General features: G+C 69.8%; 13 protein-coding genes. 7 read left to right on the top strand and 6 right to left on the bottom strand.

Annotated elements, in window-relative coordinates; translation table 11 throughout:
• Nucleotides 1-89: 89 nt before the first annotated feature.
• From HD599_RS08370 to HD599_RS08340, 7 genes are all read left to right on the top strand, one after another.
• The gene (locus HD599_RS08370) at nucleotides 90-2,063 is read left to right on the top strand and encodes an SGNH hydrolase domain-containing protein (protein ID WP_184235900.1); all 1,974 of its coding nucleotides are present in this window, start codon (nucleotides 90-92) and stop codon (nucleotides 2,061-2,063) included.
• A gap of 66 nt (nucleotides 2,064-2,129) precedes the next feature.
• Nucleotides 2,130-3,341, top strand: a complete 1,212-nt coding sequence (locus HD599_RS08365; protein WP_246376128.1) for a helix-turn-helix domain-containing protein — start codon at nucleotides 2,130-2,132, stop codon at nucleotides 3,339-3,341.
• A 164-nt stretch (nucleotides 3,342-3,505) separates the two neighbouring features.
• A complete protein-coding gene (gene exaC, locus HD599_RS08360) occupies nucleotides 3,506-5,029 on the top strand; it encodes an acetaldehyde dehydrogenase ExaC (protein WP_184235897.1) in 1,524 nt (507 codons plus the stop codon).
• Nucleotides 5,030-5,098: 69 nt separating this feature from the next.
• Nucleotides 5,099-5,503 (top strand): DUF779 domain-containing protein, encoded by a 405-nt coding sequence (locus HD599_RS08355; protein ID WP_184235894.1) that lies wholly within the window; start codon nucleotides 5,099-5,101, stop codon nucleotides 5,501-5,503.
• 52 nt (nucleotides 5,504-5,555) lie between these two features.
• Nucleotides 5,556-6,245 (top strand): hypothetical protein, encoded by a 690-nt coding sequence (locus tag HD599_RS08350; RefSeq protein WP_184235891.1) that lies wholly within the window; start codon nucleotides 5,556-5,558, stop codon nucleotides 6,243-6,245.
• 134 nt (nucleotides 6,246-6,379) lie between these two features.
• Nucleotides 6,380-8,050: a bifunctional 3'-5' exonuclease/DNA polymerase gene (locus HD599_RS08345; protein ID WP_184235888.1), complete on the top strand. Its 1,671-nt coding sequence runs from the start codon at nucleotides 6,380-6,382 to the stop codon at nucleotides 8,048-8,050.
• 143 nt (nucleotides 8,051-8,193) lie between these two features.
• Nucleotides 8,194-8,697, top strand: a complete 504-nt coding sequence (locus HD599_RS08340; protein ID WP_343061970.1) for a DUF3145 domain-containing protein — start codon at nucleotides 8,194-8,196, stop codon at nucleotides 8,695-8,697.
• 68 nt (nucleotides 8,698-8,765) lie between these two features.
• Here HD599_RS08340 and fabF read toward each other — a convergent pair whose 3' ends face one another.
• The 6 genes from fabF to HD599_RS08310 form a co-directional block, all read right to left on the bottom strand.
• Nucleotides 8,766-10,010, bottom strand: coding sequence for a beta-ketoacyl-ACP synthase II (gene fabF, locus HD599_RS08335; protein ID WP_184235883.1), 1,245 nt, complete (start codon nucleotides 10,008-10,010; stop codon nucleotides 8,766-8,768).
• A gap of 84 nt (nucleotides 10,011-10,094) precedes the next feature.
• Nucleotides 10,095-10,343, bottom strand: a complete 249-nt coding sequence (locus HD599_RS08330) for an acyl carrier protein (RefSeq protein WP_184235880.1) — start codon at nucleotides 10,341-10,343, stop codon at nucleotides 10,095-10,097.
• A 78-nt stretch (nucleotides 10,344-10,421) separates the two neighbouring features.
• A complete protein-coding gene (locus tag HD599_RS08325) occupies nucleotides 10,422-11,426 on the bottom strand; it encodes a beta-ketoacyl-ACP synthase III (protein WP_184235877.1) in 1,005 nt (334 codons plus the stop codon).
• On the bottom strand, nucleotides 11,423-12,346 hold the full coding sequence (locus HD599_RS08320; RefSeq protein ID WP_184235874.1) for an acyltransferase domain-containing protein: 924 nt from the start codon (nucleotides 12,344-12,346) through the stop codon (nucleotides 11,423-11,425). Before HD599_RS08320 ends, HD599_RS08325 begins: the two co-directional genes overlap by 4 nt.
• A 193-nt stretch (nucleotides 12,347-12,539) precedes the next feature.
• On the bottom strand, nucleotides 12,540-13,388 hold the full coding sequence (locus HD599_RS08315; RefSeq protein WP_184235871.1) for an alpha/beta fold hydrolase: 849 nt from the start codon (nucleotides 13,386-13,388) through the stop codon (nucleotides 12,540-12,542).
• A 154-nt stretch (nucleotides 13,389-13,542) separates the two neighbouring features.
• Nucleotides 13,543-14,733, bottom strand: a complete 1,191-nt coding sequence (locus HD599_RS08310) for a PucR family transcriptional regulator (RefSeq protein ID WP_343061969.1) — start codon at nucleotides 14,731-14,733, stop codon at nucleotides 13,543-13,545.
• Between the last annotated feature and the right edge of the window lie 2 nt (nucleotides 14,734-14,735).

Here is a 14,735-nt window from a genome sequence, read left to right as displayed (position 1 = left end):
TCAGGGACCGCGTTCGACAGTCTCGTCGACCTCGGCCGCACACCTCCCGTTCACACCCGGTTCACACCGGCCGCGTAGCGTGCCGCGGCGTGACCCGTTCCGTCTTCCGCCCCGAGATCCAGGCGTTGCGGGCGATCGCGGTCGCATTCGTGCTGGCGTTCCACCTCTGGCCCGGTGCCGTGCGCGGCGGGTACATCGGTGTGGACGTGTTCTTCGTCATCTCCGGGTTCCTCATCACGGGGCACCTGCGCGCCGAAGTCGGGCGGACGGGCAGCGTCGCCCTGCTCGGATTCTGGGGTCGTCGCATCCGGCGGTTGCTGCCCGCGGCATCCGTGGTCCTCGGTGCCAGCTTCGTCGCGATGCTCGCCATCGTGCCGCAATCGCTCTGGCAGCGCACCGTGACCGAGATCGCGGCGAGCGCGCTCTCGGTGCAGAACTGGGTCCTGGCCGCGAACTCGGTCGACTACCTCGGGGCCGACGGAGCGCCCACGCTCGTGCAGCACTACTGGTCGCTGTCAGTGGAGGAACAGTTCTACCTCGCCTGGCCCGTGCTCATCGTGCTCACCGTGCTGGTGGCTCGCCGCCGCCCGCTGCGCGCCGTCGCTCTGGTGCTCGGCGTCGTCTTCGCCGGTTCCCTCGCTCTGGCCGTCGCACAGACCGGCGACCCGGCGGCCTACTTCAGCACCCCCGGGCGGGCGTGGGAGTTCGCGGCGGGCGGCCTGCTCGCCTGTGTGCCGGCGGGCGTCGTCGGCCGGATGCGGCCCGCCGTGCGCGGGGTCCTCGCGCTGGCCGGAGCGGGTCTCATCGTGCTGCCCGCGCTGTTCTACACCGAGCAGACGCCGTTCCCCGGCGCGTGGACGCTGCTGCCGGTCGTCGGCACGATGGCGGTGATCGCGGCGCGACCGGCTTCTCGACCGATCCTCGCGCGGCCCGTGCAGTTCCTCGGCGCGGTCTCGTACCCGCTCTACCTCTGGCACTGGCCGCTCGTCGTGCTCTCCCCGTACCTGCTCGGCGCGCCGCTCGACGGGGCGTGGACGTGGGCTGTGCTCGCCGCGAGCCTCCTGCTGGCCTGGCTGACCGTGCGATTCGTGGAGGGACCGCTGCACGGGCGCGCCCGCCTCGTTCCCCATCACCGGCGCGCCTATGCGGCGGCCGCGGGCGTCGCGGTCGTGCTGCTCGTCGCCGGCGTCTCCACGACCGGCCTGCTGCAGGCCAGCGGCGCCTCGGCGGCCCGCGCCGCGCTGCAGGGGTTCGAGACCGATCCCTGTTACGGCGCCGCGGCCATGGACCCGGCGAACGACTGCGCCGACCCGTTCGCGGTCCCCGCGTCACTGGACACGGCGTTCGCCGCCGCAGACAAGGGTTCGCTCGCGCAACCCTGCTCGGCCCCGGCCGCGGAGCTCGTGACCTGCGAGTTCGGCGAGACGCGGCATCCGACCCGCACGGTCGCCGTGGTGGGCAACTCGCACGCCGGCCACCTGATCGCCGGGTTCGACGCCTACGGCAAGGAGCACGGCTGGCGGGTCGTGCTGATGCGCAAGACCGGCTGCACCGGAACATCGACGTCGCCGCTCACCGAGACGGGCTGCCGGGAGTGGGCGCGGAACGTGCTCGAGCGCGTGGGCCGCGACGACATCGACGTGGTCGTGTTCGCCACCAACAACGACTCGCTGCACTACCTGGCCGACGACGACGCGGACCAGACGGAGCTACGCGCGGGGATCGCGGCGAATTTCGCCGCCCTCGTCTCGACCGGCCACACCGTCGTGGCTGTCGGCGACGTGCCGGGCAGCAGCGAGCCGGTGCCCGACTGCGTGTACCTGCACCGCGGAGAGGACGACCCGTGCTCGACCGAGCGCATGGGGGAGCACGGCAACATCGTCGCCGAGGTTGCGCGGGGAGTGGCGGGCGTGCGGTCCCTCGACCTCGAGCCGTACTTCTGCTCGGCCGACCGCTGTCACGCGCTCATCGGTGGCGCCGTCGTCTACATCGACGAGCACCATCTCACGGCGTCGTTCTCGAGGTCGCTGGCCCCGTATCTCGGCGCGTCGATCGCCCCCTGACCGGTCCATTCGGGGGTGCGAACAACTACGCTGGAGGCATTCGACCAACGATGATCGGAGTCGCCGGTGAGCGCTGTATGGGGCACGGAACGCTTCGACCGATCCCTGCGGCAACGCCTCGCGTCGGCCCACGACGCGGTCGTCGGCGACGGGCAGCAGGCGGCGGGAGTACGCAGCCTCGTCCGTGACTCGTGGCAGCGGTCGCTGCGGCTCGACCTCGATCCCGACCATCCGCTCGTGCGGCTCGACCTCGGGGCCGGAGAGTTGCGTGACTACCGCGACGCCCACCCGCTCTCGTTCGCCCTCCCCACCATCCAGCGCCTGCTCGTGCGCCACACCGTCGACGCGGGCCTGATCGTCGCCGTCGGCGACCAGTCGGGCCGACTGCTCTGGATCGACGGCGACGCCGACCTGCGCCGTCGGGCCGAGGCCATGCTGTTCGTCGAGGGCGCCGACTGGTCGGAGAGTGCCGTGGGAACGAGCGCGCCCGGCACCGCGCTCGCCCTCGACCGCGGTGTCCAGATCCAGCGTGCCGAACACTTCACCCGCATGGTGCACCCGTGGAGCTGCACCGCCGTGCCCGTACACGACCCCGAGTCACACGCCGTGCTCGGTGTCATCGACATCACCGGGGGAGACGACGCCGTGGCACCCGTCACCCTGCCGCTGCTCGAGGCGGCCGTCGCGGCGGTGGAGGCCGAACTGCGCATCCGCCGGCTGGACGAGCGGGCGAGCCGCCCGCGCCGCATCGCCCACGCGGAATCGGCGGCGCGCCCGCTGCTGCGCGTGCTGGGCTCCGACTCTGGCCGGCTCGAGGCGGGAGGCGCCCCGCTCGAACTCACGACGCGGCACGCCGAGATCCTCACGCTGCTCGCCTGGCACACCGAGGGACTCTCGGCGGAGCACCTCGCCGAGCTGCTCTACGGACGCGGCGACGCCACCGTCACCCTGCGGGCCGAGATGGTGCGGCTGCGGCGTGCCCTCGAACCGGTCGATGCCGCGCTCGTGCCGCTCTCGCGCCCGTACCGGCTGCCCGGGCACATCGAGCTCGACGCACTCCGCTGTCTCGCCTTCCTCGACCGGGGCGCGCACCGGGTCGCGCTCGGCGCCTATCCCGGCCCGCTGCTGCCGACATCGCGCGCGCCGGGTATCGAGCAGATCCGGGCCGAGGTGGGCGCGCGGCTGCGCGAGGCGCTGCTCACCGACGCGGCCGTCGACACCCTGCTCGCCTACGCGCGCACCGACGACGCCGCGTACGACTGGGAGGTGTGGCGCTAGTGCCTCCGGCTGCTGCCGCCGCGGTCGCCCAAGCGCGCCGCCGTCGTGACCCGGTTGGAACACATCGAGAGGGAGATGCAACGGGATGCAACCTAGCCCGATCTAGCCTGAGCGTGGCGCTTACCCGCGCCTCCACTGACAACGACGTCGACAGGAGATACGCCATGACCGTATACGCAGCCCCGGGGACACCGGACGCGAAAGTCACCTTCAAACCCCGCTACGAGCACTGGATCGGGGGCGAGTGGGTCAAGCCGGTCAAGGGCCAGTACTTCGAGGACATCTCGCCCGTCACCGGCAAGCCGTTCGCCGAGGTCGGACGCGGAACCGCCGAGGACATCGACGCCGCGTTGGATGCCGCTCACAAAGCGGCCCCCGCGTGGGGGAAGACCAGCTCCACCGAGCGTGCCGCGGTGCTGAACCGAATCGCCGACGTCATCGACGCGAACCTCGAGCTGCTCGCAGTCGCGGAGACGTGGGACAACGGCAAGCCGATCCGTGAGCCGCTCAACGCCGACCTGCCGCTCGCCTCCGACCACTTCCGCTACTTCGCGTCCGCCATCCGGGCCCAGGACGGCGACCACGCCGAACTCGACAACGACACCGTGTCGTACCAGTTCCACGAACCCCTCGGCGTGGTGGGCCAGATCATCCCGTGGAACTTCCCGATCCTGATGGCCGTCTGGAAACTGGCCCCGGCCCTCGCCGCGGGCAACGCCGTGGTGCTCAAGCCCGCCGAGCAGACCCCGGTATCGATCCTCGTGCTGATCGAACTCGTCGGCGACATCCTGCCGCCCGGCGTCGTCAACATCGTCAACGGTTTCGGCGTCGAGGCGGGCAAGCCGCTCGCGTCGAGCCCGCGCATCCGCAAGATCGCCTTCACCGGCGAGACCAGCACGGGCCGGCTGATCCTGCAGTACGCGAGCGCCAACCTCATCCCGTCGACCGTCGAGTTGGGCGGCAAGAGCCCGAACATCTTCTTCTCGGATGTCGCGGACAAGGACGACGCGTTCTACGACAAGGCGCAGGAGGGGTTCGTGCTCTTCGCCTTCAACCAGGGCGAGGTGTGCACCTGCCCGAGCCGGGCACTCATCCAGAAGCCGATCTACGACTCGTTCCTCGGCGCGGGTATCGAGCGCACGAAACTCTCCGTGCAGGGCAACCCGCTCGACACCGACACCCAGGTCGGGGCGCAGGCGTCGAACGACCAGCTGGAGAAGATCCTCAGCTACATCGACATCGGCAAGCAGGAGGGCGCGAAGCTGCTGCTCGGCGGCGAGCGCGTCGACCTCGGCGGCGACCTGAGCGAGGGGTACTACGTGCAGCCGACGATCTTCGAGGGCGACAACCGGATGCGCATCTTCCAGGAGGAGATCTTCGGCCCCGTCGTCGCGGTCACCAGTTTCGACGACTACGACGACGGGATCGCCATCGCCAACGACACCCTCTACGGGCTCGGCGCCGGCGTCTGGTCGCGCAACGGCAACGTCGCCTACCGTGCCGGCCGCGACATCCAAGCCGGCCGGGTCTGGGTGAACAACTACCACGCCTATCCGGCGGGGGCGGCGTTCGGCGGCTACAAGAGCTCGGGCATCGGCCGCGAGAACAACAAGCTCGCCCTCGGGCACTACCAGCAGACCAAGAACCTGCTCGTCTCCTACTCGGAGAACAAGCTCGGCTTCTTCTAAACCACCACCAGCCCGGTGGCCGGCCTCATCCGCGAGTGCGGGCCGGCCACCGAACCATCGGAGCACACCATGATCGAAGCCAGTGTCGTCATTCCCGGGGAGACCCTGCCGCGCATCGCCGCCACGGCGGAAACCGTCGACCTGCTGCGCAAGCTCTGGGGCAACAACGGTCCGCTGATGTTCCACCAGTCGGGCGGCTGCTGCGACGGCAGCTCGCCCATGTGCTACCCCGACGGGGACTTCATCACGAGCGACAACGACATCCTGCTGGGGGTGCTCGACATCTCGCCCGGTGGCGAGGCACAGCCCATTGATTTCTGGATGTCGCGGGAGCAGTTCGAGTACTGGAGCCACACGTATCTCACCATCGACGTCGTCAAGGGAAGGGGCAGTGGGTTCTCGCTCGAGGCTCCGGAGGGACTGCGATTTATGATCCGCTCGCGGCTGATGGAGACCGCGCAGCCGTTCTCCTAGTCGATGCAGATTCGTTACCCCGAGCCGGAGCCGCATGCCCCACGATGTCTACATGAGAATTTATCGTCGAGAGTTTCTGGTCGCCGCTGCCGTCCTCGTCGCGCTGTCCGGCTGCACGGGTGTTGCCGCCGACCCCACGGCCTCGCCCACTGCGGAGCCGGTCGCGGGACCGGCCATCGCGGTATTGACCGTCGGTGGCACGGGTGTTACCGCGATCGATGAGAACGGCGAGGAGGTGTCGTCGCTCGACTACACGTCGGACGGAGCGACAACGGTCGCTTACCTGACCGCGGTGTTCGGGAGCGAGCCCGCGGTCACCACGCGGCCGAGCGACAACTCATGCCACACGGAAGCGGCGCGTGCCACGTGGGGCGACGACGCGGTGGAGTTGCTGTACGACTTCGTGGGGGAGCGGACCGAGCTCCCCACGGGGCAGTACGTGCAGCTCACCGTCAAATCGGCAACCGTCGGCGACGTGTCGATCGAGACGCCCACGGGCTTCTCAGTCGGTGAACCGGAAACCGAGCTTGTCGCGTCGATCCCCGGTGTCGGCACGCACGTGAACTCGGCGCTCCCCGACAACACGTACGTCGACTACGAGGTCGCCGGGGGCGAGTACACCGACTCGAACGACGCCGACTTCGGCCAGGACGAGAACGAGTACTGGGGTGCACAGGCGTTCGTGAATGGCGGGGTGATCGCCGAGCTGTGGGCGCCGGTCGTCTTCCAGAGCGCGTGCTGACGGTGGTCGTCACGCCCGGTGAGCGGACGTCGGTCCTCTGCTGAGCGCCCAAGCGGGTCGAGCCTGTCGAGACACCGCGCAGGCTCGATCCGCGGGCGGTCGGCGGTGTCGGCGACAGGCGGGAGAATTGACGGGTGTACGTCGTCCTCTCCCGCAGCTCGCGCGGCATAGTCGCGCTCCGGCTCGCGGATGACGCGTCCGAGATCGCGCCCGCCGAGACGGTGTCCGAGGCCGATCTGCCCGCGTGGGTGGCACGGCTCGAACGCGAGCGTCCGCGCTGGGTCTGGGACGACACCACCCGCTGGTACCCGCAGCTGCTCGCGGCCGGCGTGCGCGTCGAGCGGTGCGTCGACCTGCGGCTGTCGCACGCGCTCCTCCGCGGATCGACGCTGACCGCGACATCCACTCTGGCCCTCTCGCCCGTCGGACACTGGGACCGGGCGACGCCGCTCGCCGACAAGCCCGAGACCCACGGTGCGCTGTTCGACCTCGACGACGACCCGGCCGAGACCGCGCCGACGGACCCGCTCGCCGAGTTCCTGCTGCAGCGCGACGCCACCGCAACCGCCGCCGAGCCCGGCCGCATCGGGCTCCTGCTCGCCGCCGAGTCCGCCGGCGCGCTCATCGCCTGCGAGATGAAGTCCGCCGGGCTGCCGTGGCACGCCGACGTGCACGAGCGCCTGCTGGCCGACCTGCTCGGCGACCGCCCGCGCGGCCTGGAACGCCCCGCCAAGCTCGAGGAACTGCTCGACCGCATGCGCGCCATCCTCGGCACCCACGACGTGAACCCCGACTCGCCCGCCGAGCTGCTCAAGGCGTTGCGTCGCACCGGGCTGCAGGTCGCGTCGACCCGGTCGTGGGAGCTCAAAGAGATCGACCACCCGGTGATCGCGCCGCTGCTCGAATACAAGAAACTCTCCCGGCTGCAGACCGCCAACGGATGGAACTGGCTGGACACCTGGATCGCCGACGGACGGTTCCGGCCCGACTACGTGCCGGGCGGCGCCGCGACCGGGCGCTGGGGTGCGAGCGGCGGGGGAGCGCTGCAGCTGCCCAAGCAGATCCGCGGCGCGGTGATCGCCGACCCCGGCTGGAAGCTCGTGGTGGCCGACGCCGCGCAGCTCGAACCGCGCATCCTCACCGCGCTCAGCGCCGACCGGGCCATGGCCGAAGCCGGCCGCGGCGACCTCTACGAGGGCATCGTCGCGAGCGGCGCCGTGAAGACCCGCGCCGAGGCCAAGGTCGCGATGCTGGGCGCGATGTACGGCGCGACCGCGGGCGACGGCGGACGGCTCATGCCCGCTCTGACCCGCGCGTTCCCCCGGGCGATCGCGGTGGTCGAGGCCGCGGCCCGCGTGGGGGAGCGCGGCGACATCGTGACGACCCGGCTCGGCCGCAGCTCTCCATTGCCCGGCGAGGCGTGGCGCGAGCTGCAGGAGAGCGCATCGGTGCAGGGCGCGAGCGACGCCCTGCAGCGTGCGGCGCGCGGACAGTCGCGCGGCTGGGGACGCTTCACGCGCAACTTCATCGTGCAGGGGACCGCTGCCGAGTGGGCGCTCTGCTGGATGGCCGGGCTCCGCGGCAGGCTCTGGGATCTGCGCGGCGGTCGGTTCACGGACCGGCCGCACCTGGTGTTCTTCCTGCACGACGAGGTGATCGTGCACACCCCGCCCGAGCTCGCGGACGAGGTCGTGGCGCAACTCGAAGCCGCGGCATCCGATGCCGGTCGTCTGATCTTCGGCGAGATGCCGGTGCGCTTCCCGATCACCACGGCGGTGGTCGACAACTACTCGCAGGCCAAGTAATTACCGGGGCGTAAGTACAGCCTTGTTATTTCGCAGGTGCATCCGCCATAATGCAAGCTGCAGTCACAATTGAACACGCGCGGTCACGCGCATCCGTTTGCCAGGTCGATGGGGAAGTCGTACCTAACAGAACGGAGAAGAACGTGACTGCACTACACGCTCGCGGAGTGCTATTTGTGCACTCCGCTCCTCGCGCTCTCTGCCCGCATATCGAATGGGCGGCGGGTCGCGCTATCGATCGCGCCGTGAACTTCAAATGGGTCGAGCAGCCCGTTCTCAAAGGCGTGCAGCGCACCGAGTTCTACTGGGAGGGCGCACCGGGCACCGGCGCGAAGATCGCCTCCGCCTTACGCGGCTGGGAGCACCTCCGCTACGAGGTCACCGAAGACGCGTCCGCGGGCAACGACGGCGGCCGCTGGATGCACACGCCCGACCTCGGCATCTACTACGCGCAGACCGATGCGGTCGGCAACACCGTGATCCCCGAGGACCGACTGCGCTATGCGATGGATGTCGCCGGCTCGAACGCCCTCGAACTGCACCGTGAACTGCGGCTGGCCCTGGGCCAGGCGTGGGACGACGAGCTCGAAGCCTTCAGGCACGCCAGCTCGGACAACCAGGTGGTCTGGCTGCACAAGGTCGGTTAAAGGACAATCGAGCCTGTCGAAATCCGTGTCTCCATAAATTTCGACAGGCTCAATCCGCCTGTGCTGCCTTAGTTGTAGCTACGGAACGCCACGACCGAGTTGTGGCCGCCGAATCCGAACGAGTTGCTGATCGCGAGCAGCGGGCCCTCGCCGAGCGGGCGCGGCCTGGTCACCACGTCGAGGAGGATCGCGGGATCCTGCTCGGTGAGGTTGATCGTCGGGGGAGCGAGACGGTTGTGCAGCGCGAGGATCGTGAAGATCGCCTCGAGCGCACCGGTACCGCCGAGCAGGTGACCGGTGGCCGCCTTCGTCGCCGACACGGGGATCTCGTGCACCCGCTCGCCGAAGACCGCGAGCAGCGCCTTGTACTCGGCGATGTCGCCGACCGGGGTGCTCGTGGCGTGGGCGTTGATGTGCATCACGTCGTCGACCGTCGCGCCGGCCTGCTCGAGGGCGGCGTAGACGGCGCGTGCTGCACCGGCACCCTCAGGGTCCGGAGCGGTGATGTGGTATGAGTCGCTGGTGACGCCGCCGCCGGCGAGTTCCGCGTAGATGCGGGCGCCGCGGGCGAGCGCGTGCTCCTCGGTCTCGAGGATGACGCTTCCCGCGCCCTCGCCGAGCACGAAGCCGTCACGCGAGACGTCGTAGGGACGCGATGCGGTGGCGGGGTCGTCGTTGCGCTTCGAGAGCGCCTGCATGGCGGCGAAGGCCGCGATCGGCAGCGGGTGCACGACGGCCTCGGTTCCGCCGGCGATGACGACGTCGGCGTAGCCCTTCTGCAGGTGGTCGTACGCGTTGGCGATGGCCTCGGTGCTCGACGCGCAGGCGGAGACGTCGGTGCGGGAGTAGGCCCGGGCGGCGAGGTTCATGCTGATCGCGGCGGAGGCGGCGTTCGGCATGAGCATCGGGATGGTCATCGGCAGGACCCGGCGGGGGCCCTTCTCCTTCAGCGTGTCCCACGCGTCGAGGAGGGTCCACAGTCCGCCAATGCCGGTGGAGTAGTCCACTCCGACGCGGGTCGGGTCGATACCGGCGTCGACGAGTCCGGCATCCGCCCACGCTTCGCGGGCGGAAATGAGCGCGAACTGGCTGGAGGGATCGAGGCGCTTGATTTCCTGGCGCTCGAGGACTTCTTCGGGGCGCACTTTCGCCTGCCCGGCGAAGGTCACGGGCAGTTCGTGCGTGGCGACCCACTCGTGGTCGATGGTCTTGATCCCGGATTCCCCGGCGAGCAGGGCGGTCCAGGTTTCCGGTGCGGTTCCGCCGAGGGGCGAGGTCGCGCCGATACCGGTTACAACGATTTTTTTGGTCACAACAACATCCTTTTTAAGTTCAGAGATCTCACTCGCGGGCGTGGCCGGACGCAGGGCGGCCGGCCAGCCGCGGATGGGAGGCGCTTAGCCCTGTGCTGCGGTGATGAAGCTGACGGCGTCGCCGACGGTCTTGAGGTTCTTGACCTCTTCGTCGGGGATCTTGACGTCGAACTTCTCTTCGGCGTTGACGACGATCGTCATCATCGAAATCGAGTCGATGTCCAGGTCGTCGGTAAACGACTTGTCCAGTTCGACCGAATCGGTAGCAATACCGGTTTCGTCGTTGACGAGCTCGGCGAGGCCGGCGAGAACTTCTTCGGTGGACAATGCCATGGTTTTTCTCCTAAAGGGTGTGTCGTTTGACCGAGAGTTAGTTTAGAGCAGGGTTTCGGTGGCGCTGGTGCGCCGCACTTACGGCAGCACAATCACTTGTGCGCCGAAGACGAGGCCCGCGCCGAAGCCGATCTGCAGGGCGAGGCCGCCGGAGAGCTCCGGATGCTCCGCCAGCAGGCGGTGGGTGGCAAGGGGGATCGAGGCCGCAGACGTATTGCCGGTGGTCGCGATGTCGCGGCCGATGAGCACGTGTTCCGGCAGTTTCAGCTGCTTGGCGAACTCGTCGACGATGCGCATGTTGGCCTGGTGGGGGATAAACGCCGAGAGGTCGTCGGCCGTGATCCCGGCGAGTTCGAGCGCTTCCTTCGCGACCTTGGCCATCTCCCAGACCGCCCAGCGGAAGACCGTCTGGCCCTCCTGGCGCAGGGTCGGCCACTCGGCCTCCCCGTCGCGGAACTGGGTGAGGGTCGAGTTCATGCCGACGGCGTCCGCCTTCGATCCGTCGGATCCCCAGACGGGGACCGAGATACCGGGGAAGTCGCTCGGGCCGATGACGACGGCGCCCGCGCCGTCGCCGAGCAGGAAGGAGATGCTGCGGTCGGTCGGGTCGACGATGTCGGAGAGCTTCTCCGCGCCGATCACGAGCGCGTAGTGTGCGGCTCCGGCGCGGATCAGCGCGTCGGCCTGCGTCACCGCGTAGCTGAAGCCGGCGCACGCCGCGTTGGCGTCGTAGGCGGCGGCGGGGTTCGCACCGACGCGGTCGGCGACCACGGCGGCCATCGACGGGGTCTGTCGCACGTTGCTGATCGTGGCGATGATGACCAGGTCGATGAGTTCGGGGGCGATACCGGACTTTTCGATGGCTTCGGTCGCGGCATCCGTCGCCAGATCGACCGCGCCGACGTCGTGGGAGGCACGCGTGCGGGTGATGATGCCCGTGCGCTGCTGGATCCACTCGTCGCTCGAATTGATCGGGGCGATCAGGTCGTCGTTCGGGACGAGGAGATCGCCGCGCGCCGCGCCGTAGCTGTAGATGCGCGTGAACTGCGGTCCACTGGACTGCTTCAGGGTGGGGGTGCTCATGCTGCTGTCCCGTCGATCATGGCGAATGCTTTCTCGAGGTCGTCGGGCGTCTTGACGGCCACGGTCGGCACGCCCTTCAGGCCGCGCTTGGCAAGGCCGACGAGTGCGCCGGCCGGGGCGAGTTCGATGATGCCGGTCACGCCGGCCTCCGCGAACGCCGCCATGGACTTGTCCCAGCGCACCGGCGACGACACCTGCCCGACGAGGAGGTCGAGGAATTCGGCGCCGACCGCGACGGTCTGGCCGTTCTGGTTCGACCAGATCGGCAGTGTGGGGTCGCTCGGCGTGAGGGTGGCCGCGAAGTCGCGCAGGTGGGCGACGGCGGGCTCCATGTAGCGGGTGTGGAAGGCTCCGGCGACCTGGAGCGCGATGACGCGGCTGCCGGCGACCGGGTTGTCCTTGAGGGCGTCGAGGGCGTCGAGGGCTCCCGCGACGACGATCTGGCCGCCGCCGTTGAAGTTGGCGGGCTCGAGACCCAGCTGCTCGAGGCGGGCGAGGAGCTCCGCCTCGTCGCCGCCGAGCACGGCGCTCATGCCGGTCGGGGTCTCCGCCGCTGCGGCGGCCATCGCGGTGCCGCGTTCGCGCACGAAGGCGACGGCGTCGGTCTCGCTGAGGATGCCGGCGGCGGCTGCCGCGGTCACCTCGCCGACCGAGTGGCCCGCGACGCCGGCGACCCTGTCGCGACGGCCGTCGGCGAACAGGGCGCTCAGGGTGAGGAGTCCGGCGGCGACGATCAGCGGCTGGGCGACCGCGGTGTCGCGGATCGTGTCTGCGTCGCTCGTGGTGCCGTGCGCCACGAGATCGATGCCGACCGCGTCGGAGATGCCGGCGAGCTGGTCGCGGAAGCGCGACTCGGCAAGCCAGGGTTCGAGAAATCCGGGAGTTTGGGAGCCCTGTCCGGGCGCAACGACAACAATCACGCGCTCTAGTCTGCCAGCCGGGGGCCACGAGCCGCTGTGCACACTCCACTGAGATTCGTCACGGGCCTTGGCGAGTGTCCACAACCCACGGTGTGCACGCCGTCGAACAGGACCGTGCGGCCGACGCGCCGCCCCTGATCCTGTCGAGCGTGCGACGGGCCCGTTTCGTCCTGTCGAGGCGAGGCGCCGGGGGTCATCCCAGCCCGTCGAGCCAGCCGGCGACCGGTGCCAGCACGGCCCCGGGACGGCGGCGGGCCCAGCGGAAATGGTCGAACGCGACACCCTCGTTCTGCGCCCGGTCGACGTGCACCGTGGAGACGGCGGCCGATCGCAGGCGCGCGCCCAGATGGTCGGAGGACAGGCGCGGCACGGTCGGGTCGCCGTCGAGCGTGAGCATCAGGACGGGGAGGCGCAGGTCGGCGAGTTGCGCCTCGTGGTCGACGTCGCTGCCCGCGAGCACGAAGCGGCCGTGGGCGCCCTCGAAACCCCAGTCGGACATCATCGTGCGGGGCTGTCGTCCGCCGAAGCGCAGCACGTGGCCGGGGAACCAGCCGAGGGTGCGGGTCACTCCGCGCACCACCCCGACCTGCAGGCGCCGTTTGGCGCGGGCCGCCGCACCCGGGAACGCCCCGTGGTGGGTGGACCCGCTGGCGATCGTGACGACGGCGCGCACCCGGTCGGGATGGGCGGCGGCGTAGAGCAACGCCAGCTGGCCGCCAAGGCTGTGGCCGACGAGCAGGAACGGGCCGGGCTCCAGCTGCTCGACGGCGGCCGGGATGTCGAGCGCGAGCGCGTGGTTGTAGCCGAAGTCGTTGGCACGTACGTCGGAGGTCGAGCTCTGCGGCATCCCACGCAGTTCGAGCCCGGACAGCCGGTACCCGCGCGACGCCCACTCCGCGAGCAGCGGCCGGTAGTAGTGCAACGGCACGCCGAGCGCCGGGAGGAACAGCACGTTCGGTCCGTCATCGCCGAACGTCTCGATGACCGAGGTGGCGCCATCCGCGCTCTCGATGGCTATGGTGCGGTGCGTCGTCGCTGTCACCCGCCGAGCATGCCACCCGCGCCGCCCCGCTCATCGGAAATTCAGGAAGAGCGACAGTAAACGGGCCCATACGGCCCGGTATGCGTGTGCGGGTGGCACAACTTCCTGAATTTCCGAACGTAGGGCGGCGAGAGAGAGGGGTGGATGGCGCGGCTCAGCGCTTGCGCGCCGCGTCGGGTTCGGCGATCGAGCCGATGATCAGCGCGGACTGCAGGATGAGCGCCTCACGGGCGCCCGTGGCATCCCAGCCGATGACCTCGCTGATGCGCTTGAGGCGGTAGCGCACGGTGTTCGGGTGCACGAACAGCTCGCGCGCCGTGGCCTCGAGCGAGCGGCCGTTGTCGAGGTAGCACCAGAGAGTGGCGAGCAGCTCGGTGGAGTGCTGCTGCAACGGCCGGTAGATGCGGTTGATGAGGGTGGAACGCGCGAGCGGGTCGCCCGCGAAGGCGCGCTCGGGCAGCAGGTCGTCGGCCAGGGTCGGGCGTGGGGCGTTGCGCCAGGCGCGCGCCACCGCGAACCCCGCGAGTGCCGCCTTGGCGCTCTTGGAAGCGTCGACGAGCGTCGAGACCTCGTGGCCGAGCACGAGGTGTCCCGGACCGAAACCGGGCTCGAGCTGCGCGGCGATCTCGATGAAGGGCATGCGGGTCGCGGCATCCGCCTCGTCGGCAATGGGGGTCGAGCGGCCGATGACGAGCACCAGCCGGTTGCCCTGCACCCCGATGAGCACGTCGGCGTCGAGGTGACGGGCCGTGCGGCGCAGCTGGTCGACGTCGAGCATCCGCGGTGTGGTGCCCACGAGCACGCAGACCTCGCCGTGGCCGTTCCATCCCAGCGCGGCGATGCGGCTGGGCAGCTCGGTGTCGTACTCGCCGCTGAGGATCGAGTCGACGACGAGCGCTTCGAGGCGCGCGTCCCAGAGGCCGCGCGCCTCGGCGGCGCGGGCGTACACGTCGGCCGAGGCGAACGCGATCTCCCGCGAGTAGAGCAGGATCGCCTCGCGCAGCACATCGTCGCCGACGCCGATGCGCGCCTCGACGACCTCCACCGTGATGCGGATCAGCTGCAGCGTCTGCTGCAGCGACACGGAACGGAGGAGTTCGCGCGGGGCGGCCCCGAAGACGTCCGCGGCGATCCACGGGGTCGACTTCGGGTCTTCGAACCAGCTGATGAAGGAGGTGATGCCCGCCTGGGCGACGAGACCGACGGCCGACCGCCGCCCCGGTGGCATATCGCCGTACCAGGGCAGCGTGTCGTCCAGCCGCTTCAACGTCGCCGTGGACAGCTCACCGGAAATGGTGCGCAGCCAGGCGAGCGTCTGCTCCTTCGTCTTGGGGGTGACGGCCACCG

The sequence above is a fragment of the Conyzicola lurida genome, assembly GCF_014204935.1.
In the GTDB taxonomy this organism is placed as follows: Bacteria; Actinomycetota; Actinomycetes; order Actinomycetales; family Microbacteriaceae; genus Conyzicola; species Conyzicola lurida.
Note: the sequence above shows the minus strand (reverse complement) of the source record. Positions and strands in the feature narration are given on the sequence as shown.

What these genes read in the sequence shown, in the direction of transcription:
- HD599_RS08330 (WP_184235880.1), bottom strand. Translation starts at nt 10,343, where the DNA reads ATGGCATTGTCCACCGAAGAAGTTCTCGCCGGCCTCGCCGAGCTCGTC.
- HD599_RS08350 (WP_184235891.1), top strand. Translation starts at nt 5,556, where the DNA reads ATGAGAATTTATCGTCGAGAGTTTCTGGTCGCCGCTGCCGTCCTCGTC.
- HD599_RS08355 (WP_184235894.1), top strand. Translation starts at nt 5,099, where the DNA reads ATGATCGAAGCCAGTGTCGTCATTCCCGGGGAGACCCTGCCGCGCATC.
- HD599_RS08325 (WP_184235877.1), bottom strand. Translation starts at nt 11,426, where the DNA reads ATGAGCACCCCCACCCTGAAGCAGTCCAGTGGACCGCAGTTCACGCGC.
- exaC (WP_184235897.1), top strand. Translation starts at nt 3,506, where the DNA reads ATGACCGTATACGCAGCCCCGGGGACACCGGACGCGAAAGTCACCTTC.